This is a genomic window from Anabaena subtropica FACHB-260, assembly GCF_014697105.1.
In the GTDB taxonomy this organism is placed as follows: domain Bacteria; phylum Cyanobacteriota; class Cyanobacteriia; order Cyanobacteriales; family Nostocaceae; genus Trichormus; species Trichormus subtropicus.
In genome coordinates this window covers 102,808-128,421 of record NZ_JACJRF010000005.1, presented here as the reverse complement: position 1 = coordinate 128,421, position 25,614 = coordinate 102,808, and the positions used below count along the sequence as shown (strand labels likewise).

The 25,614-nt window shown below is 39.8% G+C and carries 25 protein-coding genes; 13 read left to right on the top strand and 12 right to left on the bottom strand.

All coding sequences use genetic code 11. The annotated features are described in order from the left end of the window. Positions 1-162: 162 nt before the first annotated feature. Positions 163-303, bottom strand: a complete 141-nt coding sequence (locus H6G18_RS04690; RefSeq protein WP_015114367.1) for a hypothetical protein — start codon at positions 301-303, stop codon at positions 163-165. Between the two features lie 359 nt (positions 304-662). Between H6G18_RS04690 and H6G18_RS04685 the strand changes: the two genes are divergently transcribed. After that, entirely contained in the window at positions 663-1,607 is a 945-nt protein-coding gene (locus H6G18_RS04685) for an SGNH/GDSL hydrolase family protein (RefSeq protein WP_190405923.1), read from the top strand. Positions 1,608-1,616: 9 nt separating this feature from the next. Here H6G18_RS04685 and H6G18_RS04680 read toward each other — a convergent pair whose 3' ends face one another. Both H6G18_RS04680 and H6G18_RS04675 read right to left on the bottom strand, forming a co-directional pair. Further along, entirely contained in the window at positions 1,617-2,234 is a 618-nt protein-coding gene (locus tag H6G18_RS04680; protein WP_190405922.1) for a hypothetical protein, read from the bottom strand. A 227-nt stretch (positions 2,235-2,461) separates the two neighbouring features. Continuing rightward, a complete protein-coding gene (locus tag H6G18_RS04675; RefSeq protein ID WP_190405921.1) occupies positions 2,462-2,986 on the bottom strand; it encodes a hypothetical protein in 525 nt (174 codons plus the stop codon). A 513-nt stretch (positions 2,987-3,499) separates the two neighbouring features. Here H6G18_RS04675 and pedR point away from each other — a divergent pair. The 4 genes from pedR (at position 3,500) to H6G18_RS04655 (ending at position 6,875) form a co-directional block, all read left to right on the top strand. Continuing rightward, entirely contained in the window at positions 3,500-3,763 is a 264-nt protein-coding gene (gene pedR / locus H6G18_RS04670) for a photosynthetic electron transport-dependent transcriptional regulator PedR (RefSeq protein WP_190405920.1), read from the top strand. 606 nt (positions 3,764-4,369) lie between these two features. Further along, a complete protein-coding gene (locus tag H6G18_RS04665; RefSeq protein ID WP_190405919.1) occupies positions 4,370-5,029 on the top strand; it encodes a DUF6391 domain-containing protein in 660 nt (219 codons plus the stop codon). Positions 5,030-5,085: 56 nt separating this feature from the next. Continuing rightward, positions 5,086-6,087, top strand: coding sequence for a glycosyltransferase (locus tag H6G18_RS04660; protein ID WP_190405992.1), 1,002 nt, complete (start codon positions 5,086-5,088; stop codon positions 6,085-6,087). A gap of 596 nt (positions 6,088-6,683) precedes the next feature. After that, positions 6,684-6,875 carry a hypothetical protein gene (locus tag H6G18_RS04655; protein WP_190405991.1) on the top strand — a complete coding sequence of 64 codons (192 nt, stop codon included), beginning with the start codon at positions 6,684-6,686 and terminating at the stop codon, positions 6,873-6,875. Between the two features lie 173 nt (positions 6,876-7,048). Here the strand turns inward: H6G18_RS04655 and H6G18_RS04650 are convergent, their stop codons facing one another. Further along, entirely contained in the window at positions 7,049-7,672 is a 624-nt protein-coding gene (locus H6G18_RS04650; RefSeq protein ID WP_190405918.1) for an FMN-dependent NADH-azoreductase, read from the bottom strand. A 135-nt stretch (positions 7,673-7,807) separates the two neighbouring features. Between H6G18_RS04650 and H6G18_RS04645 the strand changes: the two genes are divergently transcribed. Then, positions 7,808-8,188, top strand: a complete 381-nt coding sequence (locus H6G18_RS04645; RefSeq protein WP_190405917.1) for a winged helix-turn-helix transcriptional regulator — start codon at positions 7,808-7,810, stop codon at positions 8,186-8,188. Here H6G18_RS04645 and H6G18_RS04640 read toward each other — a convergent pair. From H6G18_RS04640 to H6G18_RS04630, 3 genes are all read right to left on the bottom strand, one after another. Further along, the gene (locus H6G18_RS04640) at positions 8,185-8,577 is read right to left on the bottom strand and encodes a salt stress protein, Slr1339 family (RefSeq protein WP_190405916.1); all 393 of its coding nucleotides are present in this window, start codon (positions 8,575-8,577) and stop codon (positions 8,185-8,187) included. The two genes, H6G18_RS04645 and H6G18_RS04640, sit on opposite strands and share 4 nt — an antisense overlap. A gap of 2 nt (positions 8,578-8,579) precedes the next feature. Then, positions 8,580-9,185 carry a vWA domain-containing protein gene (locus H6G18_RS04635; protein ID WP_190405915.1) on the bottom strand — a complete coding sequence of 202 codons (606 nt, stop codon included), beginning with the start codon at positions 9,183-9,185 and terminating at the stop codon, positions 8,580-8,582. Positions 9,186-9,262: 77 nt separating this feature from the next. Then, positions 9,263-9,868, bottom strand: a complete 606-nt coding sequence (locus tag H6G18_RS04630; protein WP_190405914.1) for a vWA domain-containing protein — start codon at positions 9,866-9,868, stop codon at positions 9,263-9,265. A 295-nt stretch (positions 9,869-10,163) separates the two neighbouring features. Between H6G18_RS04630 and H6G18_RS04625 the strand changes: the two genes are divergently transcribed. Next, entirely contained in the window at positions 10,164-11,645 is a 1,482-nt protein-coding gene (locus H6G18_RS04625; protein ID WP_190405913.1) for a site-2 protease family protein, read from the top strand. Positions 11,646-12,029: 384 nt separating this feature from the next. Here the strand turns inward: H6G18_RS04625 and H6G18_RS04620 are convergent, their stop codons facing one another. Continuing rightward, positions 12,030-13,280, bottom strand: a complete 1,251-nt coding sequence (locus tag H6G18_RS04620; RefSeq protein ID WP_190405912.1) for a glycoside hydrolase family 10 protein — start codon at positions 13,278-13,280, stop codon at positions 12,030-12,032. Positions 13,281-13,665: 385 nt separating this feature from the next. Here H6G18_RS04620 and H6G18_RS04615 point away from each other — a divergent pair, with 385 nt between their 5' ends. From H6G18_RS04615 to H6G18_RS04605, 3 genes are all read left to right on the top strand, one after another. After that, the gene (locus H6G18_RS04615) at positions 13,666-14,163 is read left to right on the top strand and encodes a hypothetical protein (protein ID WP_190405911.1); all 498 of its coding nucleotides are present in this window, start codon (positions 13,666-13,668) and stop codon (positions 14,161-14,163) included. Between the two features lie 268 nt (positions 14,164-14,431). Continuing rightward, positions 14,432-15,829 carry a hypothetical protein gene (locus H6G18_RS04610; RefSeq protein WP_190405910.1) on the top strand — a complete coding sequence of 466 codons (1,398 nt, stop codon included), beginning with the start codon at positions 14,432-14,434 and terminating at the stop codon, positions 15,827-15,829. Between the two features lie 320 nt (positions 15,830-16,149). Beyond that, positions 16,150-16,749, top strand: coding sequence for a gamma-glutamylcyclotransferase (locus H6G18_RS04605; RefSeq protein ID WP_190405909.1), 600 nt, complete (start codon positions 16,150-16,152; stop codon positions 16,747-16,749). 642 nt (positions 16,750-17,391) lie between these two features. On the opposite strand, the gene H6G18_RS04600 is transcribed toward H6G18_RS04605, so the two are convergent. Beyond that, positions 17,392-18,366 carry a 50S ribosomal protein L11 methyltransferase gene (locus tag H6G18_RS04600; protein ID WP_190405908.1) on the bottom strand — a complete coding sequence of 325 codons (975 nt, stop codon included), beginning with the start codon at positions 18,364-18,366 and terminating at the stop codon, positions 17,392-17,394. A 204-nt stretch (positions 18,367-18,570) separates the two neighbouring features. On the opposite strand from H6G18_RS04600, the gene leuC reads away from it, so the two are divergent. Both leuC and leuD read left to right on the top strand, forming a co-directional pair. Further along, on the top strand, positions 18,571-19,974 hold the full coding sequence (gene leuC / locus H6G18_RS04595) for a 3-isopropylmalate dehydratase large subunit (protein ID WP_190405907.1): 1,404 nt from the start codon (positions 18,571-18,573) through the stop codon (positions 19,972-19,974). An 85-nt stretch (positions 19,975-20,059) separates the two neighbouring features. Beyond that, positions 20,060-20,668 (top strand): 3-isopropylmalate dehydratase small subunit, encoded by a 609-nt coding sequence (gene leuD, locus H6G18_RS04590; protein WP_190405906.1) that lies wholly within the window; start codon positions 20,060-20,062, stop codon positions 20,666-20,668. A gap of 171 nt (positions 20,669-20,839) precedes the next feature. Here leuD and H6G18_RS25235 read toward each other — a convergent pair whose 3' ends face one another. Next, positions 20,840-20,908 (bottom strand): element excision factor XisI family protein, encoded by a 69-nt coding sequence (locus tag H6G18_RS25235; RefSeq protein WP_390824734.1) that lies wholly within the window; start codon positions 20,906-20,908, stop codon positions 20,840-20,842. Positions 20,909-21,062: 154 nt separating this feature from the next. After that, positions 21,063-22,340, bottom strand: a complete 1,278-nt coding sequence (gene ahcY, locus H6G18_RS04580; RefSeq protein ID WP_190405905.1) for an adenosylhomocysteinase — start codon at positions 22,338-22,340, stop codon at positions 21,063-21,065. A gap of 408 nt (positions 22,341-22,748) precedes the next feature. Between ahcY and H6G18_RS04575 the strand changes: the two genes are divergently transcribed. Further along, positions 22,749-24,371, top strand: coding sequence for a mechanosensitive ion channel family protein (locus H6G18_RS04575; RefSeq protein ID WP_190405904.1), 1,623 nt, complete (start codon positions 22,749-22,751; stop codon positions 24,369-24,371). Between the two features lie 242 nt (positions 24,372-24,613). On the opposite strand, the gene H6G18_RS04570 is transcribed toward H6G18_RS04575, so the two are convergent. Next, positions 24,614-25,474, bottom strand: a complete 861-nt coding sequence (locus tag H6G18_RS04570; RefSeq protein ID WP_190405903.1) for a hypothetical protein — start codon at positions 25,472-25,474, stop codon at positions 24,614-24,616. Positions 25,475-25,614 lie beyond the last annotated feature (140 nt).

The following is a 25,614-nucleotide window of genomic DNA, read 5'->3' as shown; positions in this document are numbered from 1 at the left end:
AATTTATTAGGACTTACGCAACGAGACTTTGTGAGGGTGTAAGAGTGTGAGGGTGTAATTTCTCTTCATTCTTACCCCTATACCCCCATACCCTGATTCTTTGTTTTCATGCGTAAATCCTAACTGTGTTGTCGGTGTCCCTCAAAGCTGCTACGTACACACTCAGTTGAGCGCATAGGCTGCTTGTAACGCCCAAATAATCAGACCAGCAATTGATCCCAACAGTAACACTGTAGAGATGGTAACAAGTTTAGGGGAATCTGCCCCTTCAAATTTCATAATTCCGCGATTTAAGTCGGACATAGCTTTGTAATCCTCCTTTTTGACTGGGTTAATTTACCCGTTTTGATTTTAGTCCTTCTATCCGCATATAAGACGATATTACTAATAATATTTTGTTTAAGCTTTGCAACATTTTCATCACCGATTTTACTTACTTCTGTAGACAGAATGTTCAGTTTTATACGAAAGAATCAAGCGTGGATAATAGAAAATCGGGTATAGGTAATCGGGTATGGGGAAGAGAACAAAGCTTTAATTCTACTGAATTTAGGAAGAAACCTTAAATTAAGTGAGAGGTTATCTCTTATTTTGAAAAAATACGTATAATCATTTACTTTAAATTTAGTTGTTTTCCGTGATTAAGAAAAGGTTGGTTACAAATGAAATTAGTATCGATGATTATTTTGCTGATAACGATAGGATTACTAGCGGTGGAGATCGGGTTGCGATCGCTCTTTGGTTTTGGTAATCCTCTGATTTACATTGGCGATCCGCAAATTGGTTACTTGTTGGCTCCTAACCAGCGCACCCGCCGCTTTGGTAATCGCATTGAAATCAATGAATATTCTATGCGGAGTGGGGCGATCGCCAAGACACCTGCACCAGCCACCCTAAGAATCCTACTTTTGGGAGATTCAATTATTAATGGTGGTTGGTGGACAGATCAAAAGAATACAATCTCTAGCTTGATGATGACTTCCCTAAGTTCATCAACTCATGACAATTATCAACAAGTAGAGGTACTGAATGCTTCAGCTAATTCTTGGGGGCCGAGAAATGAATTGGCTTACTTACAACGATTTGGTAATTTTCATGCCCAAGTAGTTGTATTGGTACTCAATACTGATGATTTATTTGCGACAGCACCCACATCGTTACCCGTAGGAAGCGATCGCAACTATCCAGACAAAAAACCACCCTTAGCATTAATAGAAGTATGGCAGCGTTACATCAAAAAACCACAGCCAAATCCTGAATTAACCGCAGTCCAGAAAGAAGGAGGCGATCGCGTCGGGATTAATTTAGAAACCATTGGTAAAATTCAGGAATTAACTCGTCAAAAAAATAGCCAATTTCTCCTGGTGATGACTCCCCTATTACGAGAACTAGGTGAACCAGGGCCCCGTGATTACGAAATTAAGGAACGTCAACGCCTCAAGGAATTTACTCAGTCCCAACAAATTACTTATATAGATTTTTTACCAATATTTAATGCTACTGATGACTTTAAAGCCTTATACCATGATCATATTCATCTGAACTTACAAGGTAATCAGCTAGTCAGCCAAGAAATTGAGCGATCGCTTCTACCACTCATAAAATAAAATCAAGAATTATTCCCGAATCCAAATAGCCAAACCTCCCCCACGTCCACGAGCCGCAATCAAATCTTCTGTCACCAAAAAGAACGCAAAAAATGCTTGTTTCCCTATGGGTTGGTTGTAAAAATCCTCAGATTGAACTTTGCCAGAGCGAATCTTTTGTTGGTAAAGAGTACGACCAAATAAACTGAGGGACATCTGGGTAAAGTCAAAAGCCAAGATATTTTTCTTGCCTAAATATTTGGCTGGGCCTGTAAGTTGTAATAAAAATGACCCCAATTTTACTTGGTTAGTAACTTCGCCTCTGCTTAAATCTTCTATTGGAGAAGAGCGAAAGGATATATAAATTTTCGTAAATTGGGGTACATACCAACCTTTACCTAAAGTAATCCCGCCTCGCTCTTGAGCCTTTTTCGTCCCCGTCGCAAAACACAATCGCCATTGTCCGATTAAAGAATCAAAATCATAATTTAGCCGTTGCTGTTTGGCAGTTTTTTCTGCTTGTAACAAAGCATTAACTATGACCTCTGGCTGAGTACGGTTGTTGCTTTGTTTCCGATACGCCCCCGCCGCTTGGGATAAGGTATTAATAAAGTTATCTGTGTTGGTAGATGTCAAATCAGTATTCATCTGTAAATTAAAATTTTCTTTGTTTTTAAAAGTAAAAATGTCTGTATCTAAGCATCTATATTTTATCAAGTTTCATAATCAATAGCCTGATTTACCAAGGTCTAGATAAAAAGCGATCGCCTAGATTATATTTAGAGCGATCGCTTTCAGCTTTTAGAGGAAATTATCAAGTTGACATACTTATCATCAAAGCATTCGAGGATGCTCACATATATAAAATTTTTTTGCTAAGTATGAACTGAGTTTAAAGTTTTTGTAATTACATTTACTGGGCCAGAGCAGTAAACACACAATTCATTAGCAATTTCTACGGCTTCTTTAGGGCTTTTATCTAAATACATTGCCGTCAAAGCAAAGTGCTGTCCTGCACCAATAGCACTAAATTCATTAATTTTTTCAACTAAATAGCTACTACTGACACGAAAGATTTCTCCTTCAATACCAATTAAATAACTATTTTTACGCCCAAAGGTATCATCTTTCTTCTTAGCCCAAGCGTAAAACTCTACAATGAAGTCTAACACTGATTCTACTGTCGCAGCAGAAGGCTTATGATTTCTCGCAAATATCTGCATGAAGCTTAACTCCATGACATATCCTACACTGCCAATAATCATGTCATTAACTTCAAACAATTTACCTTGTTCATCCCCAGTGACACGAGAGTTTTCAGTTAAGTAACCATTGACGCGAATACTATCAGCAGCAAACTCTAATTTACCGGAATATCTTTTAGCTGCAACAACGCTCATAATTATTGAAGTTAAGACTTATTGTTTATATTTTATCCAAAAATAAAAATTAATTTATTAAATCATTTTTTCTTAATTAGTAATAAACTGTTTTCATCTTTGCATTTAGTAATTGAAAACAAAATATTACCCATTACTAATCCTCGCTTCCACAGTCCTCCATTAGGGGCTACAGAATAGGATAATGTACCTCATCCAAATGAAAAGTGCTGTAATAGCAATTTGTGTTATGGCGTTCTACAGTACACCCTAGCCTCAACGGTTACTCGTGACGGATGTAATTTTCCATACACCACGCACATTGTATATCTCTATAGTTAAGTATTTTTTTGAATAAAATTGTATTTTTTAATATCAGTTACAAAAGCATAATGAAATTATCATTCCTTCAAAAAAGAAAAAAAATATTGTCAATTGTATTACAGCTAACACTTGAAATCCCTACAGTTAAAAGAATCTTCTAGAATTAAGAAAGGCGATAAGTACATATACCAAGGGAGGAAAGAATAACTCATGGCTAGTGGCGAGTCCCAGACCCCTGTTACTCTGTCAGACAGAGAACTGCAAATTATCGACTTAGTGGCCGCTGGCTTAACTAACCAAGATATTGCAGGAAAACTGGAAATTAGCAAACGCACAGTTGATAACCACATTAGTAATATTCTCGACAAGACGCGAACGGAAAACCGAGTAGCACTTGTTCGCTGGGCTTTACAGTGGGGTAAAGTCTGCTTGAATGACGTTAACTGCTGTACTCTACCGAACCAGAACGATTAAACAATCAATGGCGTGTGGCAAACGCCATTGAGTGCATCTAGCACAGCGATTTCATTTTGTCTGGTAATACAGATCATTTTGACGGTTTACTAATTGTTTTCTCCTCACGCATCTTTTTTGTGAACCTCTAGCGCAAGTCTGATAAACGTCAACATCAAGCAGAATAAATCGGCTGTTAGTTACCGTGTGCGGCTATTTTTCCCCGTTGCTAAACCTACGATGTATACACAAATGATTAAATCACTGCCAATCATTTTTTGTAGGGTGTGTTATGGACGTTAGTCCTAACGCACCGAAGATTTCGGATGGTGCGTTGCGCTATGCGACAACACACCCTACCAGACTAAAACCAATGTGGGTAAGATTTTCAGACTTATGTGTACACCGTAGGTTGCTAAACAGAGGGGGTGGGGGTATGCGGTGTAAGTGTTTAAAATCCTTATCCCTTCACACCCTTACATCCCTTCTCAACACAACGGGTAACTTCAACCTATGTCAATAGACCTTGGGAAAATCATCCACAAAAATTAGCAACAATCCCTGGACTCAAGCGTTACATTTGTAAGAAATCTATTTTGCTCCATCAGCTTAAGGAGCGGTGTTCTTATGGATGCATCTAACTCTGTTCAAGGTAGCTCGTCTGCCTTTGATTTTCTCAATTTCGACTTGACAACACCTCAACCAACTCAGGACGCTGATTTACTCAAACAGCTATCTTTTGTACCAGGGTTGAAAGAAATTTTGATGTTGCGGCAAGTTCACGCCCTCGAACACGCCACAGTTTGGGTTTTGAGTGAAACTAGAAACGCTCAAACACCTATAACTAGACCAAGTGCTGTTCAAATTGATAACGAATTACTAGGTGGCTTATCCACAGACCAAGGTTTCTACCTTTACGGTGAAGTAAATATTAGCCATCTGCGGCGTGCAGTCTCCGTTGCGCTTCAACGGCTAACAAGTGGTGAATGGGATTTAGCTCTACATCCCCGTTGCGGCACTAATGTATCAGTGGCTATGTTACTGACGGCTGGGTTAGCTGTGGGTGTACATTTGATGTTACCATTCCGTCCTGTTGAACAATTGATTGGCTTAGGATTAGCCGCTACCACTGCATCTGAACTTGCACCCGATTTAGGTTTAATAGCACAGCGATACATTACCACTGCCATTCCCTTTAACTTAGCAGTAGAAAATATTACGATTTCCCGCGATGTTTGGGGTCGTCAAGGGCATTTTGTTAAGGTGAACTGGCGAGAAATTCATTAGTCACTAGTCCTTAGTTATTTTTCTTTGTTCCTCTACTTCTGAGTCCCCATTTTATGATGCGAAAACTTTACTTTTTAGTCCCAGGAACTGATAGCAAATTTGCTTGTGGTGGTCTTTGGGCAGAGTTAAAAACATTTAAATTGGCTCAACAGGTTTGTCAAGCTAATGTGGTTACTTACCGTCAGAGAGAAATAGGTAAGTTATTTCTTGATGACTTATTGAAAGAACGAAACTTAGATGATGTAATTTTTGTAATTAGTTGGGGTTTTGACATAGCTAAATTAGCGGCTAAACTCAAACAATACAATGTGGTTTATCATGCCCATAGTGCGGGTTATAAGTTCAATCTACCTGCAAGTATTCCCATAATTACTGTCAGTCGTAACACCCTGGGATATTGGGGGGAGAAATCACCTAATTCTCTTATTTATTATTTACCTAATGAAATTAGTGGGGAGTTTAAAAATTTACATTTAGAACGAGATATTGATATTTTAATGCAGGCGCGAAAATCTTCTGAATATCTATTAAAACAACTAATTCCCGATTTACAGAAAAGATGTAAAGTCCAGGTGGTGACTGCTTATGTTGAGGATTTACCTGGATTATTTAATCGGGCTAAAGTTTACCTTTATGATTCTGCTGAATATTGGGCGCAACAGAATGTAAGCGAAGGGTTTGGGTTGCAACCAATGGAAGCTCTTGCTTGTGGCTGTCAGGTTTTTTCTAGTGTTAATGGTGGACTGTCAGATTATTTAGATCCTGGTTTCAATTGTTATAAAATTGCTGGTTATTCTCAAGAATACGATGTACAGCGTATTCTAAAAGTGATAGATTCTTCCATGTTGCCGACTCTATCAGAAGATTTCTTTGCTGAATATCGCGTTGAAAATATTATTAAGCGTCTACAAGTAATTTTAGAGGAGTTAAACGAATTTTTTGACTACAAAAAATATCAACCAAGTGATATTCCCCATTTAACAAGGGGGCGTTTAGCTAAACTTTTTATTAAGAGAATATATAGTAAATTTCAAAAGAAATATTTTCAGGACTTGTAGTGGTCTGACCGGCTGCATTTCTTGCTTTTTTGAAAGGATGAGTCTTAAATACCTACCTACAAATAAACTGAAGGGTCTAGTTGAATGCAACCAGACCCTTCAGCTATCACTGTTTATTCTATACAAGGGTTCCTCCACAACCAACTTGAGTTCATACATCTCGCAGTCTCCTCACTCAAACCTCCCATAGTTGCATCTTCCTAGATCCTGGTTTGGCTTTACTCTTACCTCAGCTTTCAGTCAAGGGTGTTGCCACTTTTTTCATCTATGTTGGAAGTTTACTGCGTTCAATATTACTTATATATTAACATAGTTTTATGGAATAAAGTGGTATTTTTTTATTTTTCATCTGTCAGCAATAACTACTTGAACTGAGCATTTAAAATAGATCAGATTGCTTGTTAATGCCAAAAGAATCTTGATAGCAAGAGGTGATATTTTTTGAAGCTTATGGATGAAAATAACCTATGATTAAAAATAGCATTTCATTTTTAGCTTAATTATAAAAATTCTCTTTTCGCAAGCACTTGGGCTTGAGAGTTAATTTTCGTTTCGTCTGTTCACAAGATGTTTATAACCTTCAGGAGATATTCGTGATGAATACAGAATATATGAATATTTTAGAAAAATTCATCGATAACTTGACATTAGCTGCAACCCTAGAGATGTTAGAGCGAATATGTCATAAAAAAGCCGAATATTTGAGAAACAATTGGCAAGATGAAACTTCAGCCAAGCTGTGGGATAAAGCTGCTAGACAGATAGAACAAATAAATGTTGATGTCTAGGAGGATTTTGAACACAACTTTTTTCTCTTGCTTCAAAAACTGATTATCTAGCTATTGAAAAATACTTTGTGTCTTAGTGGTAAAAATATCTAACCATATAGACTGAATGCTTAGTCTTAGGGTAGACACCAAGACACAAAGAAAAGACAATTGAATGATTTTTGGGAAAATAATTACCAATTAGCTACAGTTTGAGCGATCGCATCCTTCGCATCTGCCAATGATTTTTCACGAGCATCATCACCCATATTCAAGGACTCAGCATGGATGAAGGTAACGTCTGTTAGTCCCATGAACCCTAAGATAGCACGGAGATAAGGTTCTTGATAGTCATAGGCTGCATAGGGGGTTCCTGGTGGAAAACTACCACCACGGGATGTAATGACTAATACTTTCTTATTACTATCAACCAAGCCTTTATAGCCATTTGCATCAACGGTGAAGGTTTTACCGACACGAACTATTTGATCAATATATGCTTTGAAAGTCGAGGGTATATTTAAGTTATACATCGGCACGCCAAAAACGAAGCGATCGGCGGCGAGAAATTCATCAATCAGTGTATCAGACAGCTTAAGTGCTTCTTTCAATTCGGGGGTGTGTGTATCTGGAGAGGAAAAAGCCGCAGCAATCCACGGTTCATTTACATGAGGAACAGGATTGTGACCTAAATCCCGGTAAGTTACAGTATCGCCTGGATGAGTATCTTTCCAAGATGTAATGAATTTGTAAGAGAGTTGACGGGAAATAGAGCGATCGCCACGAGGGCTAGAATCAATGTGGAGGATATTTGCCATAATAAATTATTTACTGCTATGCAGATAATCGGCTAATGGTCAAGTTCAATAAAACTTGCTCAATTGACTTTAAACTATGTAAAGTTGATTAGAAAAGTACGCACTTAAAAGTAAGGTACTTACTAAAAAGTAACTATGAAAGCTGAAGCAGAAAAAGATGAAAGGCTGACTTGTGAAGTGGAAACCACTTTAAAGGTAATTGGCGGACGCTGGAAGGTTTTAATTATCAGAGAATTAATGTTAGGTGTAAAACGGTTTGGTGAATTGCAGCGAGCCTTACCCGGAATTACACAAAAGATGCTTACTCAACAACTCCGAGAAATGGAAGAGGATGGTATTGTACATCGACAAGTTTATGCACAAATCCCCCCAAAGGTAGAATATTCGCTAACACCTTTGGGAGCAAGTTTACAACCAATCCTCTATGCTATGCACGAATGGGCTATCAAACATTTCTATCCAACAAACGCTAACCAAAGCGGAAATTACATTGATAGCAATGTTGAATCTATTTAGTTACTTTGCAAATATTCAATTGCTGCTTCTAATTTAGAAGGGTAACTTTCAGCAAATCTTTCAAACCACAGCCCTTCTGGAGAAAAAGGATCTAATTTTTCTAACCAATTTTGTGCTTGCTGTTTTAAAGCCTCTCGTTGTTTAACTTTAATTTGCTCTTGTCGAAGTCTTTCTTGTTCTAGTTCTTGCTGTTTTCTCAATTCCAGAGCTGCATCGTGAGCAGCAAAGTCAGCTTGAACTTCTGACAACAGATTATCCATTAAGGATGATGACTTGAGTTCAGGTGGGCTGAATGATTTGAATACATTTGGTTTTGGTGGTTGCTGTGGTGCTTGTTCGTTCTCGTATTCAGCTTTGATTTGAGATAACAGCTTGTCTAGAGCATCCATAACTAATCTGTAATGGCATTAAGTAGCACTTCGGAAAGACTCAAATCTTCCATGTCTTCCATTGTAATGGTGTCACAAATATCAAATTTAGCACCAGCACTTTGCAATTCATCATCTAAGACTTTAAGGAAGCGGGTAGCTTGAGCATCTGAGCCGACTTGAATGAAAGAAATCGCTAACTCCTCATCTCTATCCATACGACGAGAGGCTTCAATGATTACCCTCATTACGGCTTTGCGATCATCTGGTTCGCCATCGGTGACGACTAGAATTGTCTCACCATTGGGTTTAGTTTGACCAGCACCTTTGCGTTGAAAATAATCATCAGTAGCGTGTTTTAACACGCCTGCTAAATCAGTAGTGCCAGATGGATCATTTTCTTGGAAAATTTGTGTAACTTTGGCAGATGTGACATTTTCATAGCGTTTAAATCTGCCAGAAAAGACATATACAGTAATGCCATCTGGGTCAAATTGTTCGCACTTACTTGCTAAAGCCAAAGTAGATTCTTGTGCGGTTATCCATCTATTTCTACCACCCTTTTGATCAGGGGTAGCCATACTACCACTTTTATCGATGATGAGAGTGTAATCACGATTTTCTAACACGATCTAATTCTCCACTAAAAACCCGTTAACCAATGATTAATTATTAATATTCAGTTATCACTGCTATGGACTATTGACTAATCAGTAATTGCATTCATCAACACATCTGCAAGACTCATATCTTCTAAGTCATCTAAGGTGATGGTATCGCAAATATCGAATTTAGCACCAACGCTTTGTAACTGATCGTCTAAAGCTTTGAGAAACTTAGTAGCTTGAGCATCTGCACCGACTTGAATCATGGAAATGCCCAATTCTTCATCACGTTCCATCTGGCGAGTAGCATGAATAATGGTTTCAAACACCGCCTTGCGATCGTCCGGTTCACCGTCAGTAATGACTAAAATTGTTTCACCATTAGGTTTACTTTTACCAGCAGCTTTGCGTTGAAAGTAATTATTCAAAGCATCTTGTAACACACCTGCTAAGTTCGTGGTACCAGCCGGGTCATTTTCTAAAAATATCTGGGCGACTTTAGCTGAAGTTACATCGTCATAGCGTTTAAATCTGCCAGAAAAAAGATACACAGTAATACCATCTGGGTCAAATTGTTCACACTTCCTGGCTAAAGCCAGCGTTGACTCTTGGGCTATCTCCCATCTGCTTCTACCACCAGCTTGATCAGGAGTGGACATACTACCACTTTTGTCGATGATTAGTGTGTAGTCGCGATCGCTCATCATAATATTCCTTTAGTTACTACCCTGCCGTTCTAGTCTAGTTCAGGCATCTCTCGTCTATGCAAGCTTTTTAAGCTTTCGTATCAATCATGCCATTCAATCATTTGTAGTTATGATAATTCCATAGTCAAAACTATTCTCCTCTACACCCTTACAGCCATAAGAGTCCCCAGTCCCAACAAGATGGGAAATTACACCCTTAGCAATTTGGGCAAGTCACAACCTCGTTATAGATTAGTAATGTATATATAACACCGGCCTAATTCGGGCTTAGTCTTTCACAGCGAAGGGTTGGGAAATGTTTGCTTCCTCAGAGACTTCTATACTGGGAATAATTTTACTTGTAGCTTTGGCTATTTTGGGTTGGGGCTTTTACCGCGCCAGACCTTTTGGTAAACTAGGAATCCTAGCCTGGTTGCAGTCGGTGGTATTAATGTCTCCCTGGCTGTTGTTTTTTGGTTTGTTTGCTGCCGGGATTTATATCAACATAGTCGGGATATTGTTCTTGGTTGTGGGTTCTGCTGGATTGTACATCTATTTAGGTAGACAGTTGCGATCGGCTGGACAAGATGCCATCCTCCAGCAACGGGCAACGGAAAGGCTGGCTGCTGAATCTTCACCACCGCCAGAAAATATCCCGCAACCAGTAGGGGTAGTGGTGGAGATAATGCCAATCCCCGAAGAAGACTTAAATGTTATCAAAGGCATTTTCGGGATTGATACCTTTTTTGCCACAGAAACGATCGCCTACCAAGACGGTGCTATCTTCAAAGGTAATCTGCGCGGTGAATCCCAAGAGGTTCACACTCGCCTCAGTAAGAGTTTGCAAGAAAAGTTAGGTGAGAAATATCGTCTATTTCTGGTAGAAAACACGGATGGTAGACCCGTGGTAATTGTGCTACCCAGCACTAATGATCCACGTCCCACAACACTACCTCAGAAAGTATTTGCAGCTATCCTGGCTATAGCAACTATTGGCACTAGCCTAGAAACTGCGGGATTACTCTTGAATTTTGATTTATTTTCCACCCCAGCCAGGTTGCAAGAAGCTTTACCTATAGGTGTTGGTATCTTTGCCGTTTTAGTGGCTCATGAAATCGGGCATTGGTTACTAGCCCGCCGTCATCAAGTCCGCCTCAGCTGGCCTTTCTTTTTGCCAGCTGTACAAATTGGTTCTTTTGGCACAATTACCCGCTTCGAGTCGCTATTACCCAATCGTTCAGTATTATTCGATATTGCGGTGGCTGGGCCGATAGCTGGTGGGATTGTTTCTCTGTTAATGCTAATTGTTGGTTTGTTGCTATCTCACCAAGGTAGTTTATTTCAACTACCTAATCAGTTTTTCCAAGGATCAATTTTGGTGGGTAGCCTAGCACGGGTTGTCCTTGGTTCAGGTTTGCAGTCACCCTTAGTCAACGTCCACCCCTTGGTAATCATTGGTTGGCTAGGTTTGGTAATCACTGCTTTAAACTTAATGCCAGCCGGCTCTCTAGATGGTGGTCGCATTGTTCAGGCAATTTACGGACGCAAAATAGCAGGGCGAGCAACATTTGCTACTTTAATTGTTTTAGCGCTGGTAGCTTTGGGTAATGCTTTGGCGATGTATTGGGCGATCGTGATTCTATTCTTACAACGGGATTTGGAACGTCCCAACTTGAATGAAATCAGCGAACCCGATGATGCTAGGGCCGCTTTGTGTTTATTGGTTCTGTTCTTGATGATTACTACCCTTTTGCCCCTGACTCCTGGTTTAGCTGGGCGGCTGGGTATTGGTGGTTAGTTAAGGGAACACCAAAACATAAATTATTCCAAATTGACGGTTAGTAGGGTGCGTCACAATACGGTTCGGTTAACAGAGTTATCTGTTGAGGCGAGCAGGGGGTGCAGGGGGAGAATAGAAGCAGGGGAAGAGAAATTGCTTAATAATAACTCTCTTCCCTCCCCTGCCTCCCCTGCACCCCCTGCTTATCCGAACCGTATTGCGGTGCGTCAGTATGAATAATTTCTTAGTACAGCTAAGTTTTCTCGCACTGACGCACCCAACCTACTTGGATATTTTTTTATCTGGAAGGTTAACAGTTTTTGATAAAACTTAAAAAAGCGCAATTTTTAGCAGACCTGTACACCACAGAAGACTTGAGGCTTCTGTGGCTTATGACTTTTCCTATGGCTTCCAACCCGTAATGAGATTGGGATATTTGGCTGGTTGAGCGAACATTTGCTGGAAGCCAGACTGACGTTGTGAGGATGTTTCTTTGGTTAGGTTCCAGAGGGTTTCGTAGAAGAAGAAAGAAACGCCTGCAAAGTTGCGATCGCGTACTTTCTGCACTTGAGTTTGAATCTGCTGCATGGGTACGGAGCGATTTTTTAACCCAGATAATATACCAATACTCACAGGAATATGTGCTTTGGCTGCTTTGACTTCTGGATATTCCAATTCTTTCACAAAGACGTTTAAATCGTCGCGGTAAATTTGCAATACCAGTTCTTCAATCAATCCCATCCTTTCCCATTTTTGCCAGTCTGCTAAAAAGTATTCGTAGGAAAAACGCTGAGGGTTAGGCGCAACGGAAACCAAGCAATCTCTTTTAGTGGCTTTAATTGCTTTAAATACCCTTTGCATGAAGTTAGTAATTTTACTGGCTCTCCAACGTACCCATTCTGGATCACGGGGGTTTTTGGAGGGGGCTTGACCACGGTGTTCTTTTTTGTATAAAGCTACTGTGTAGGCATCATAGCCCAGTTCTGAAGGTAAGCCGAAATGGTCATCGAATTGAATGCCATCGATGTCATAATTCCTCACAATCTCCACGATTAAATCTTGGATAAATTGTTGGACATCTGGACGAAAGGGATTTAACCATACGCGATCATGCGTACCTTCTTTCACGATGCGACTCCCATTGCTGAGACTAGTGAGCCATTGGGGACGGTTTTTGGCGAGTAAAGAATCGGCTGGAGCCATGAACCCAAATTCAAACCAGGGAATTACGGTTAACCCTTCTTTATGTCCCTCCGTGACGATCTCTTTGAGCATATCTCGCCCTTGTAATCCTGGGGTGGGGTCGATCGCTTTCCCAATTACTTTGGCTGCAACTTTGCTGGGGTAAAGTGTATATCCCCAATTCCACACCGCCGGATATACGGTGTTAAAGTTGAGTTCATCTAGACGCTGCAAGGATTTTTTGAGGCGATCGCGCTCAAACAGCACATCGCTATCAATATTAGTTAACCATACTCCTCTTAACTCAGATCCTAATGCTGCGTTAGGAGTGATTTGAGCGTTTAAGGGAAACGATAACATCACTGTAGCCACCACACTCAAAACCAGCATCACGGCAAAAAATACTTGCTTTCTAATCACAAAAATATTCCGCAATAAAGATTCACCACACCACTTCACAAATACTTTCATAAATTTTTACAAACATCAGCAAATAAAACATGAAGCATGACTGTAATAGTTAAGCAGAAGTTTCGCTGTTTTGTTAGTCCTCAGTGGTCAAAAGCTTTTGTACATGGTGTTACGCTACTTCAGCCAAGATTTTTTTAGACAAAAAACTGGCAATTTTGCTGCTATTAGTTTTTTGTAAAAACTACGAAATCTTTATATTTATTTGATGATTGTGAAAATTTTTACTTAACATCGAACAAATAGTGTATTTTTATAAAAATCCTAAGTAATAACAAGGAAAACTTGAGATAAGATAGTTAAAAGTTACTTAAAATAATAATGATCATATATTAAGTAACTTGTACAAGATGTTAAGCAACTTTAAAAACCACAAATAGGGTTGATAATGAAAAGCTTAAGTAACTCGCAAGACCTACTAACAGACATTACCGCAGCCACCAAGAGATTAAAAAGGGCGATAATGCTGTCTGGCGGCGAGTTTTCACTAATACTAGCTTGTTGCAATTCTGTTACAAAACAGCAGCAAATACTAAATTGCTTCAAGGCATCTTCATTAACCAACATTCACGAGATTACCCTATCACCAACACAGGAGACACTATACACAACCATTAAAACCTCACTGGGAACTGCTCAACCTGAAGTTTTGATGATTCGGGGTTTAGAATCCGTAGCTGCAATTAACGAACTCATTCTCAGTACGAATATCATGCGAGATGAGTTTCGCAAAGATTTCTATTTTCCCTTGGTGTTGTGGGTCAACGACGAAATTCTACAAAAATTAATCTGGTTAGCACCTGATTTAAAAAATTGGGCAGCTAACACCATTAGATTTGATGATCTTCAAAATCAATTCATTGAAGCTCCAGTTCTCAGTGCTTAGTACTGATGGGATTGGGAATTGGTGTATAGATAAATTTTTTCTCCCCATCTCCTTCCTTTTCCCCATTTATCTAAAACGACTTAGGAACAAAGAATTAATACACTAGCGTCTATCTTCATATCTACATTAAGAAGACAGACCAGAAAGGAATCCCAAGTAGCGTTATTTTGGGAATAATTACGGAATTGTTCTTATTTGTTAGGTATTAATTTTTGATCCTTGCAATACTAACTCTAATCGCTGATGTCAGCGTTTTATCTGAAAAATTATGCTGCAAATTTATCGTCATACCAAACAAGCTCAAATTATTACTGCTTTAATTTTGACTGGCATTTTATCTGTTGGTAGTGGATTCACATTCATCAAAAATGCCCATGCTTCATCTGTCGATTTTCTAGCAGAAACACCAAATGAACTGCTCAAACAAAATGTTAGATCGACCAGTTTACCTCGTCCCGTAGCTAATGCTGTATTAAGGGATTTATCAAGTAGAGAAGGAATTTCTGCCAGAGCTTTGCAAATTACAGAGTATCGTCAACAGACTTGGCGCAATGGTTGTTTAGAACTACAGCGACCTGATGAACTCTGTACTCAGGTATTAGTTCCTGGTTGGCGAGTTGTGGTTGCTCGTGGTAGACAAACCTGGATTTATCACACAAATCAAACAGGTTCTGTAGTTAGACTAAATGAGCGAGGTAACACTAGCAGATTACCCCAAAATGTGAGAAATGCCGTTTTACGCCAGGCTAGTGAAGTTACAAGATTACCAGCTAGAGCGCTGAGTATTTTAGAATTTCAGCCAACAAATTGGGTTCAAGGTTGTGATTATCGCCCCACCTTTCCCAATCCCTGCGATCAAAATTTAGTCTCTGGTTGGCAAGTAACAGTGGGTGCTAGTAACCAACGTTGGGTATTTGTTTCTAATGAAAATGGTTCTAGAGTTCAGTTAAAAACTGGCAGTAACACAACTGCAAATTTACCACCATCCATTGTACAAGAGGTGTTAGCAGATGCTGCCAACCGTGCTAGAACTAAAATTGCCCTCAGTCCGAAAAATATTACTCAAGCAGAACGGGTAGTTTGGAGTAATGGCTGTCTAGATTTAGATGGGGGTGTTTGTACTTTTGCTCAAGTACCTGGTTGGCGTGTAATTGTCACCATAGGTAGAGAACGGTTTGTATATCATACTGACAACAATTCTTTGGTCAAGTTCAATCGATCTGCTAGTAACACTATTCGTAATACTACTGGCACAATTCAACCAGTACGTATTTCTGCTGGTGAATTACCACCACCCTTAGATAGAAATGTGTTGTTCCGCACAATTTCTCATGGTGGCTTTGCTGGCAGAACCTATGAGACAGTTTTACTCAATGATGGGCAATTGATTCGTGTGCGTATTGGTGATGCCAATGATTCTGAACGCAGTGTGCGCCGTCTGAATCGTCGCCAATTACAACAGTTTGAGCAATTACTCAGACGCTATGGAGGTGAATTTAATAATCTGCGCTATCCAGCATCCAGAGGCAGTGCTGATTACATTACTTATACTCTTACCAGTCAAGATGGTACGGTTGAGTACAACGATATTTCTCAAAATAACTTGCCTCAGGATTTACAAGCCATAGTTCGAGTTTGGAGCAATATTGTTACTAATGCTCAATGATATGTTTTGAGAATAGGGACTGAGTGTTCTTAGTGCTTTTGTGGTAAAAAATAGTTTATTTAATACCAATTGGAAAAATGATCAGGACAGATGGACGGAGGAAATCCAAATACACTAAGCGGTTTTCCATCCAAAATCTCAAATCCAAAATGGTATAACCACAGAGGCACTGAGGCACAGAGAAAGGCAAAAATCTAGCGTTCAAGTTGTGCTTTTCATATTTTCAACCTAAAAACTACGGTTTATCGGTCGAAATACAGTTGTATATATTAAAATATTCGTAGTAGAATCTTGATAGTTGTAAATACTTCCAGGGGTCAATGAGCCATCAAACCTCACATCCACACCATACTTGGGTGCAACCTCATCATCCTGTAAAGTTAGAAATGAAATTGCAACATCAGTTACATAAAGAGCCGATGTTCTATTATTTTGCTTATGGTTCTTGTATGTGTCCGGTGGATTTGAAGCGATCGCTTGGTGAGAATACCCACCCTTATATCATCGGCCCTGGAGTGTTAAAAGGCTATCGTCTAGGTTTCCATCTCTACTTACCAACCCGTAAATGTGGCGTTTTAGATATAGTTCAAGACCCCAAAGCTAGTGTCAAAGGTGTTCTTTATCAACTACCTTTGCGCTTAAGTGAATACTTAGATCAACGTGAAGGTGTTTCCCAAAACCTCTATCGTCATGAATCAGTAGAGATTCACAGCCACAATAAAGTATATGAGGATGTTCGCACCTACGTAGTGGTGAACAAATTAGAGGAAGAAGTTGCGCCTAACGACTGGTACTTTAATGTCGTTCTCCGGGGAGCAATCACCTGCGGATTACCAGAGGAGTATTGCTGGCATTTATTCAATTATATGTATAAATTACAGCAACATCACCAAGAACAGCAATTTAGGCGATCGGCGTAAACAATTCAATATGCGATGCTCTTGAATTAGGCTGTATTTTTTGACGAACTAAGGTGTGGCTGTATCTTTTGCTTTTGTCTCTGTATCTCTGTGCTTAGATAAATTAATTTTTCACCACAGAAACCCAAGGACTAAAATTGCAAAATGGTCAGCAGATTGTCACAAAGCCAGTAATTATACTCATAAAATAACTTGGCTTTCATGAATTATGAGTTAACTATTTGAGGTTTTTTCTTATACCAATGCTAATAATTTGAGTGCCAAATCAGATCAGGCGGTATTTATATAAGTAAGCATACTTAATAAATTACTCTCTTCAAGAATCTTTATACTTATTTTACGTGCTTTTACTGAAGATATTATTGAGTAAAAACATAATTATTTAAATAGTTAAGTGACTAAATTATTAGTTACATAACTACAAAATTTTTTTGAGATCACTTTTTTAAAATTTTTAAACATCATGAATAATTGTCCTTGCTGCTCTAATCGGCTTTTACGCCATATCCGCAGTCATGAGGTCTACTTTTTTTGTCGAAATTGTTGGCAAGAAATGCCAATTCTCAAACAGACATATCATTCAGAATTGTCATCTCAATTGATTGATAAACATAGGGTTACTTACATTCGATAATGCTGCTGTTACACCAAGCGATAAGCAAAAGCAACCCACTCATTCAATTGCTCACGCTCAACCAACTCTAAACCTGCCTGTGTGAAAGCGATCGCAACACTTTCCTCATGATCAATGGTAAAGCCAGATGCAATTAATATTCCTCCATCTGCATTTGTTTGACGCAATGCACATTGGAAATCATCAGCGAGAGCAACATGAACTCGTGCCAGGATATTTGCAACTATGAGATCAAAGCTTTTTGTCGGCTGAATTGTTGACACATGATCAATAGTTTCTTGGTTCATCCAATGCCCCAAATCGCTACCAGACCCTAGACTTCCTGCCATGACTGTTACTTGTTGCTCAACGCTGTTACAAAGCACAGCATCTTGAGTTGCTTGCACAGCAACACTATCATTATCTAAGGCTAAGACAGTTGCACCTAATTTTGCCATTGCCACACTGAGAATACCTGAACCCGAACCCAAATCAAGGGTATTCATTCCAGGGATGATATATCGCTCAATCAATTTGAGGCTGAGAATTGTTGCTGGATGAAACCCACTACCGAAGGAAAAGCTTTTATTCAGTCTCAAAGTAACTTGGTCTGCTGTTTCTGATTCATAAGGTACATTGGGAGCTAACACAACGAACCGTTTACCAATGTGATGAATGACAGGGTTGAGGATGTTTGCGTTTGCGAGTTTTTCCTCAACTACATTTGTTTGAATTGCTGTTGCTAATCCTGTACGCTCTAAGGGAAATAGCAGATTCGCAATTTTATCTATACGTGTCCGCAAATGGACATCACAGGCTAGGTATAATTTAATCGTAAACGCCCAACTAGGATGGGTCGCATTTTCTGCGACTAATTCAGGTTGGTTGATTTCCTGATATTCTGTGATGTAAATATCCTCAATAGTGATAGTTTCAGCCACTAGTGTACAAACCCAATCAACTCCTTCGGGTATTGTATCGAGGCTCAATTCCATCCACGACATACTATCTTCCTCTGGCCTAACTGTAGAACATATACTGTCTGCATAGTGGAGCCATCGACAGTATAGGACTTATCAAGTCTACCAGATGCAGTTTTTCGCAAAATACAGTTCAGTGAAGGTTTTGGCAATTAGTTCGATGATGGAAAAAGCTTGACTTTTTTTTGATACTATAAAAACTCTGACTCGTTACTTAACGATAGACGTATGAGCAAAGGAACCCTGTTTGATAAAGTTTGGGACTTACACACTGTTGGTACACTTCCTTCAGGGCTGACGCAACTATTTATCGGGTTGCACCTAATCCATGAAGTCACTAGTCCACAAGCCTTTGCTATGTTACGGGAACGAGGTTTAAAAGTACTATTTCCTGAGCGTACTGTGGCGACGGTAGATCATATTGTACCTACAGAGAATCAGGCACGTCCCTTTGTCGATCGCTTGGCAGAAGAAATGATCCAGGCGCTAGAGCAAAATTGTCAAGAAAATAACATTACTTTTTACAATATCGGTTCTGGCAACCAAGGTATAGTTCATGTAATTGCGCCAGAACTGGGACTGACACAACCAGGAATGACCATCGCCTGTGGTGATAGCCACACTTCCAGTCATGGGGCTTTTGGGGCGATCGCTTTTGGCATCGGTACTAGCCAAGTGCGGGACGTTCTCGCCTCCCAAACCCTATCCTTGTCTAAACTCAAAGTCCGTAAAATTGAAGTCAACGGTACTCTTAACCCCGGTGTTTATGCGAAAGATGTCATCCTGCATATCATCCGCACCCTTGGGGTTAAAGGTGGTGTAGGTTACGCCTACGAATACGCGGGTACTACCTTTGAGCAAATGAACATGGAAGAACGGATGACAGTCTGCAATATGGCCATTGAAGGTGGCGCTAGATGCGGTTATGTCAATCCCGATCAAGTGACTTATGATTATCTCCAAGGTAAAGACTTTGCCCCCAAAGGTGATGAGTGGGAGCAAGCTATGGCTTGGTGGGAATCGATCAAGAGTGATGCTGATGCTGAATACGATGATGTGGTAGTATTCAACGCTGCGGATATTCCCCCGACTGTGACTTGGGGGATTACCCCTGGTCAAGGTATTGGTGTCAACCAGTTGATTCCCCAGCCAGAAGAACTGCTAGAAGAAGACCGCTTTGTAGCCGAAGAAGCCTACCGTTATATGGATTTATATCCTGGTCAACCGATTAAGGGGACTAAAATTGATGTTTGCTTCATCGGTAGCTGCACTAATGGTAGACTCAGCGACTTGCAAGAAGCTGCAAAAATCGCTAAAGGTCGCCATGTAGCAGAAGGAGTCAAGGCCTTTGTGGTTCCCGGTTCCGAACGAGTCAAAAAAGCCGCAGAAGCTGAAGGATTAGATAAAATATTTGAGGCCGCAGGCTTTGAATGGCGCGAACCCGGATGTTCGATGTGCTTGGCGATGAACCCTGACAAACTTGAAGGTAGACAAATCAGTGCTTCTTCCTCCAACCGCAACTTTAAAGGACGACAAGGATCAGCTGCTGGTCGCACCTTGTTAATGAGTCCGGCGATGGTAGTCACGGCTGCAATTAAGGGTGAAGTTTCGGACGTGCGGGAGTTGTTGTAGGGGTTTAGGGGTTTAGGGGTGATGAAAAAGCTCCTTACTCATTACTCCTTACTCAAAGACATTTATTTAGCTAAAAATTACAATTATGGTGAGTGAAGTTAGAGAAGTTATAGGGCGTGGCATACCTTTAGTCGGTAATGATATAGATACCGATCGCATCATTCCGGCTCGTTATCTGAAGGCTGTTACTTTTGATGGGTTGGGTGAAGGTGCGTTCATTGATGACCGGACAGCCCTAAAAGGTGAGCATCCTTTTGATCAAGCCCAGTATCAAGATGCAAACATTTTAATAGTTAACCGTAATTTCGGCTGTGGTTCATCGCGGGAACACGCACCCCAAGCTTTAGCTAAATGGGGGATTCAAGCTGTTATTGGTGAAAGCTTTGCAGAAATTTTCTTCGGTAATTGCGTGGCGATAGGTGTGCCTTGTGTCACAGGTGATGAGGCGATCGTCAAACAACTGCAAGAATTGGTAGCAGCGAATCCCCAAGCACCTGTCAGCATCAATTTAGAAACTCTGCAAGTGCAAGTTGGTGATTTCACAGCCCCAGTTTCTATTGGTGAAGGGACGAGAAGCACATTTATTACTGGCGCTTGGGATGCTTGCGGTCAGTTGGTGGCTAACACCGAGCAAATTCGGGTAACGGCTAGTAATTTACCTTATGTCAGTTGGGGTAAGTTAGCTGTGGGTTAGACTCCAGCAATTTTGCATTTTCAGCTTATATGTTAAATTGGCGTAAATAATTGTCCTGGGAATAACATCTGTATTTACGCCAACTCCAGATTATGCGGTGCGATCGCACTACTACAACGAATATTCGCTTTCTCTAAAAATAACACCTCACATCAGGATTTGCCTGTTTGGCTAAGGTGATTTAAAACCTAAAACAATATCTGTTTTCGGCACTCCTAACTCTACTAATTGATTAGCTATAGATGGTGCGTTGCGCTGCGCGATAACACACCCTACCGTAAGTTTAACTATAATCTAAATCTTATTAATCCATTCCTCTCTGCGTCTCTACGTGAGAAACAAAAAAGGATAGGCAAAAACGCCTATCCCTAAAAAATTAATGAATAAATTGATATCAAGTACCTGAAGTCCAAGAATTGATGTACTCAATTTGCTCAGGGGTCAAACTATCGATGTAAATTCCCATTGCTTGCAACTTCAAGCGAGCAATTTCTTGATCAACCTCAACAGGAATTGAGTGTAAACCAGGAGCTAACTTACCCTTATTCTTCACCAGGTATTCACAAGCTAAAGCTTGGTTAGCAAAACTCATATCCATAACTGCGCTGGGGTGTCCTTCAGCCGCAGCTAAGTTAATCAAACGTCCTTGTCCGAGAACGACAACGGATTTACCATTTGTCAACTTATATTCTTCAGTGAAAGGACGGACTTCCTTTATTTCCTTAGCATTAGCAGCCAAGTATTTCAAATCAAGTTCCAAATCAAAGTGACCAGAGTTACAAACGATCGCACCGTCTTTCATGACATCGAAGTGTTCACCACGAACAACGTGCTTGTTACCAGTCACAGTGATAAAGATATCACCTTGGGGTGCAGCTTCCGCCATTGGTAGGACGCGGAAACCATCCATAACGGCTTCAATTGCCTTGATGGGGTCGATTTCGGTAACTATGACGTTTGCACCCATACCACGGGCGCGCAGGGCTGTACCCTTACCACACCAGCCGTAACCAACAACGACAACGTTCTTACCAGCTAACAAAATATTTGTAGCGCGGATAATCCCGTCTAAGGTAGATTGACCAGTACCATAGCGGTTATCAAAGAAGTGCTTGGTGTCAGCGTCGTTAACGTTAACTGCGGGGAAGGTGAGAACGCCGTCTTTGAACATGGCGCGTAAACGCACAATACCGGTAGTAGTTTCTTCGGTAGTACCAATCAAATCGGCAATTTGATTTTGGCGTTCTTGTACCAAAGTTGCAACTACGTCGCTACCGTCATCAATGATGATATTGGGGCGGTGATCTAAAGCAATTTGGACGTGGCGGTTATAGGTGGCGTTATCTTCGCCTTTTTGAGCAAATACGGGAATTTCGTGATCTAAGACAAGGCTAGCAGCTACGTCATCTTGAGTGGATAAGGGGTTACTAGCAATCAATACAGCATCAGCACCACCAGCTTTCAGCGCGATCGCCAAATGTGCTGTTTCTGTGGTGATGTGGGCGCAAGCTACAAGGCGAAGCCCAGCAAAGGGTTTTTCTTGGGCAAAGCGATCGCGGATTTGCCGCAATACTGGCATTTCCCGTCCAGCCCATTCAATACGCTGTCTTCCCAAGGGAGCGAGGGCGAGGTCTTTAACCTCGTGCTTTAATCGGGGAGAAGTTGCGGTCATCAAAAGTTCCTCAAAAAAGTCAAAAAAGCTACGTAATTGCTTACGCACTTTATTCAATTATTCCACGACTAGCAAATTTTGGGGGTAATTACCCAAGAGCTAGTCAATGGTTCTCTGGACTAGCTTGACGTTTACCAAGCTCAATGTCAACGCCATGCCCGGCTTTTTCTTTTTAACTTAATTTTTGGTAAGAGTATATCAATGTTTTCTTTAGCTATTACCCAAAGTAGATGAATTTAATCGTCATCTATCTCAAGATAGTAAATCCATGAAAAATACTTGCTTTTTTCAACTACTTAAAAGGAAAAATTCAACTTTAGATAGGTACAATTACTGACATTGATTGTGGACTATGGCTAAGGAAACATTAGTATCCGGCTCTAAATTGATAATTTAAGGAGGTGTGGAGTGCGATTTCACTTTTTGGCGATCGCTGGTTCAATGGCTATCACAGTTGTTTCCATACCAAAAGCTACAGCCCAATTTCCGTTGATACCACAGATACAAGTACCCAATGTGATCAGCAACGAATCAGACAATAGAGTTGTGTCTGGCTGGGTTCATTTGGATGGTCGCCGCTTATTTCAGGTATCAGCAACGAGAGCAAACCTTCCAGAACGGATAGAAACCATTGAGCAGAGTTTGCGAGATATTACTCAAAGTTTTTTGCGATCGTCTGCTACAGAAGCTGATGTACAAGTCCGCAAAGTCAATGAATTGCCAGTAATTTATGTCAACAATCGTTACCTCATGACTGTCAATTCCCAAGATGCCAGTTTAAATTTGGGACAAGGAGATCCTTGGGAATTAGCCGAAAACATTAGACAGTCGTTAAGGCAAGACTTACAAAGAGCAAGGCAAGAACGGCAACCACAATTTTTAATCAACCGTAGTCAAATTGCTGTTGGCATTGCATTAACAATGCTTATTGCTAGTTGGGGAGTAACTCGCTGGCAACGTCGTTCCCGCCAGAAATTTCTACAATCTAACTCTGCTTCTTCACCAACTACGAAACAGATTACAACCAAGCTCAATCAACAACAACATCAGCATCTCCAAGAAGTCAAAAAACGTCTGTTTCAATTAACGCAAGCAGGGATTTGGGGAGGTGGAAATTTCATTATCTTGGGTTTATTTCCTTACACACGCACATTGCAAATAGCCATTCTCTCAGCAGCGCAAATTCCCTTGAGATTAGCTGTGGTAGTAGTGGGAACTTATGTGGCGATTCGTTTGATCTATGCGCTGATTGACCGCTTTACTAGCACTCTCATCAGCAGTGGTGCTTTACTAACGTCTGAGACTTCGGAAAGGTTACAACTGCGAGTTTCTACTTTTTCTGGCGTGACTAAAAGTATTGCAACTATTATTTGTGTGATAGTGGCAATCTTGTTAGCATTGATTTTGTTAAGTATAGATATAGTACCTTTACTAGCTGGTGCGAGTTTAGTGGGTGTAGCTGTTTCCCTTGCCTCCCAGAACTTAATTAAAGATGCAATTAACGGCTTCTTGATTATCTTAGAAGACCAGTACGCTTTGGGCGATGTGATTAATGTAGGAGATGTGGGAGGTTTAGTAGAAAATCTCAATCTGCGAATGACTCAGCTGCGAGATGCAGAAGGAAGATTAATTACGATTCCTAACAGCGAAATTAAAATTGTGGCTAATCTTTCTAGTCGTTGGTCAAGAGCTGATTTAACTGTTCCAGTAGACTATCAAGCCGATATTGATCAAGCTTTGAAGTTGATTGGCGATGTAGCTTTGAAGATGAATCAAGACCCCCTTTGGCAAAGACGAATTATCGAAACACCGCAAGTATTGGGAATCGATAACTTTGGCGATCGCGGTTTAATTATTCGCGTCTGGATTAAAACACAACCCCTCAAGCAATGGGATGTAGCCAGAGAATACCGCCGCCGCCTCAAAATCGCCTTCGACCAGGCAGGTATTTCTATACCCGTACCACAACAAGCAGTCTGGGTAAATGATAGTCAGTTGCTATACCCCCAGGAGAATGGCAAGGCTAATTAAGTTTTGAGTGGGGAGTGCTGAGTCAACATCCCAGTACCCACTCCCTAGAAAATTTCCATGCTTGGCGTTGAAACTCGTTTCATACTTCTTACTGTGCTTGAGTTTCAAACTCTTAAATACTGATTAGACAGTCATGGGTATCCAGCCTTTACAGGTAGAGTAAAAAGTTTCTCAGAAGAAGGTAACTAAGTGAGTAAAACAAATTTTACTCATCAATTATTTTTTCAAAATTATTGTATTTATCAACAATTTTTAAGTAAGGATATATCTACATCATCATGTAATATGCCATAGTCATTTATAGAAAATCTGATTTGTAAAATCAAGCGATCTTTATTAATGGGATTCATTCCCTTATGTATACAGAATGGATCTTCGGCAAATCCAAAACCTGATTTACCACAAATAGTTATTAGAGATTCAAAATTATAATAATCTATAATATCTTGATCAGCAATAGATTTTGGCGAATTAAAAAGAAACAAATAGGATAATTTTTTATTTTTATGGCTACCTCGGATACATATATGTGGCCCCGTATATATATCTACATCTACTAGATAAAAGAAAAAACAAAGATGTTTATAATCATCTAGATCGTAATGAAAACTTTGACCAAAGTTATGTTGATTAATGAGTTCTTTGTCTCCCGCAAAACTCCACCAGAGCCTAGTTCCTACATATATAGCTTGCACATTTAAATATTTACTAGCAATTTCTAATAATTTTGGATCGGCTTGTAATTTTTTGATAATTGTGCAAGAATTAGCAGTATTATAGTATTGACCAATTGTAAATTTTTGCCCAGAGTTTAATTCTGCTTTTTCTTTATCATCATATTTGAAACCTAGATGTAAAGCTTGGTTTCCATAACAATTTTCTTGCATAGCAAATTCAAAAATTGTCTTTGCTACATCCTGAGGTAAATTTATCCCCAAGTAAAGTCCTTCTTTTTCTAGAGTTGAAACAATTTTTTCTACATCAAGATTGTTAAATAAAGTTTCATTATCCTGAAAATTTTTTAAAAATTTCTTAGTGAAAAAAAAAGTGGAAAGAAGAATTTTACAATTTGAAATCTTCCCAAAGCATACATACAAAACCATTTAGGCCTTTTAGTAACATATTTAATAATTTTACTTAAAAATATAAAAATATTTATTAACATCTATTTTTAGTAGTTAACTGTGAATTCTTTTGAAATTAACTTTCTCTCTGCACAAGGGGTGGTAAAAACGATCACCTA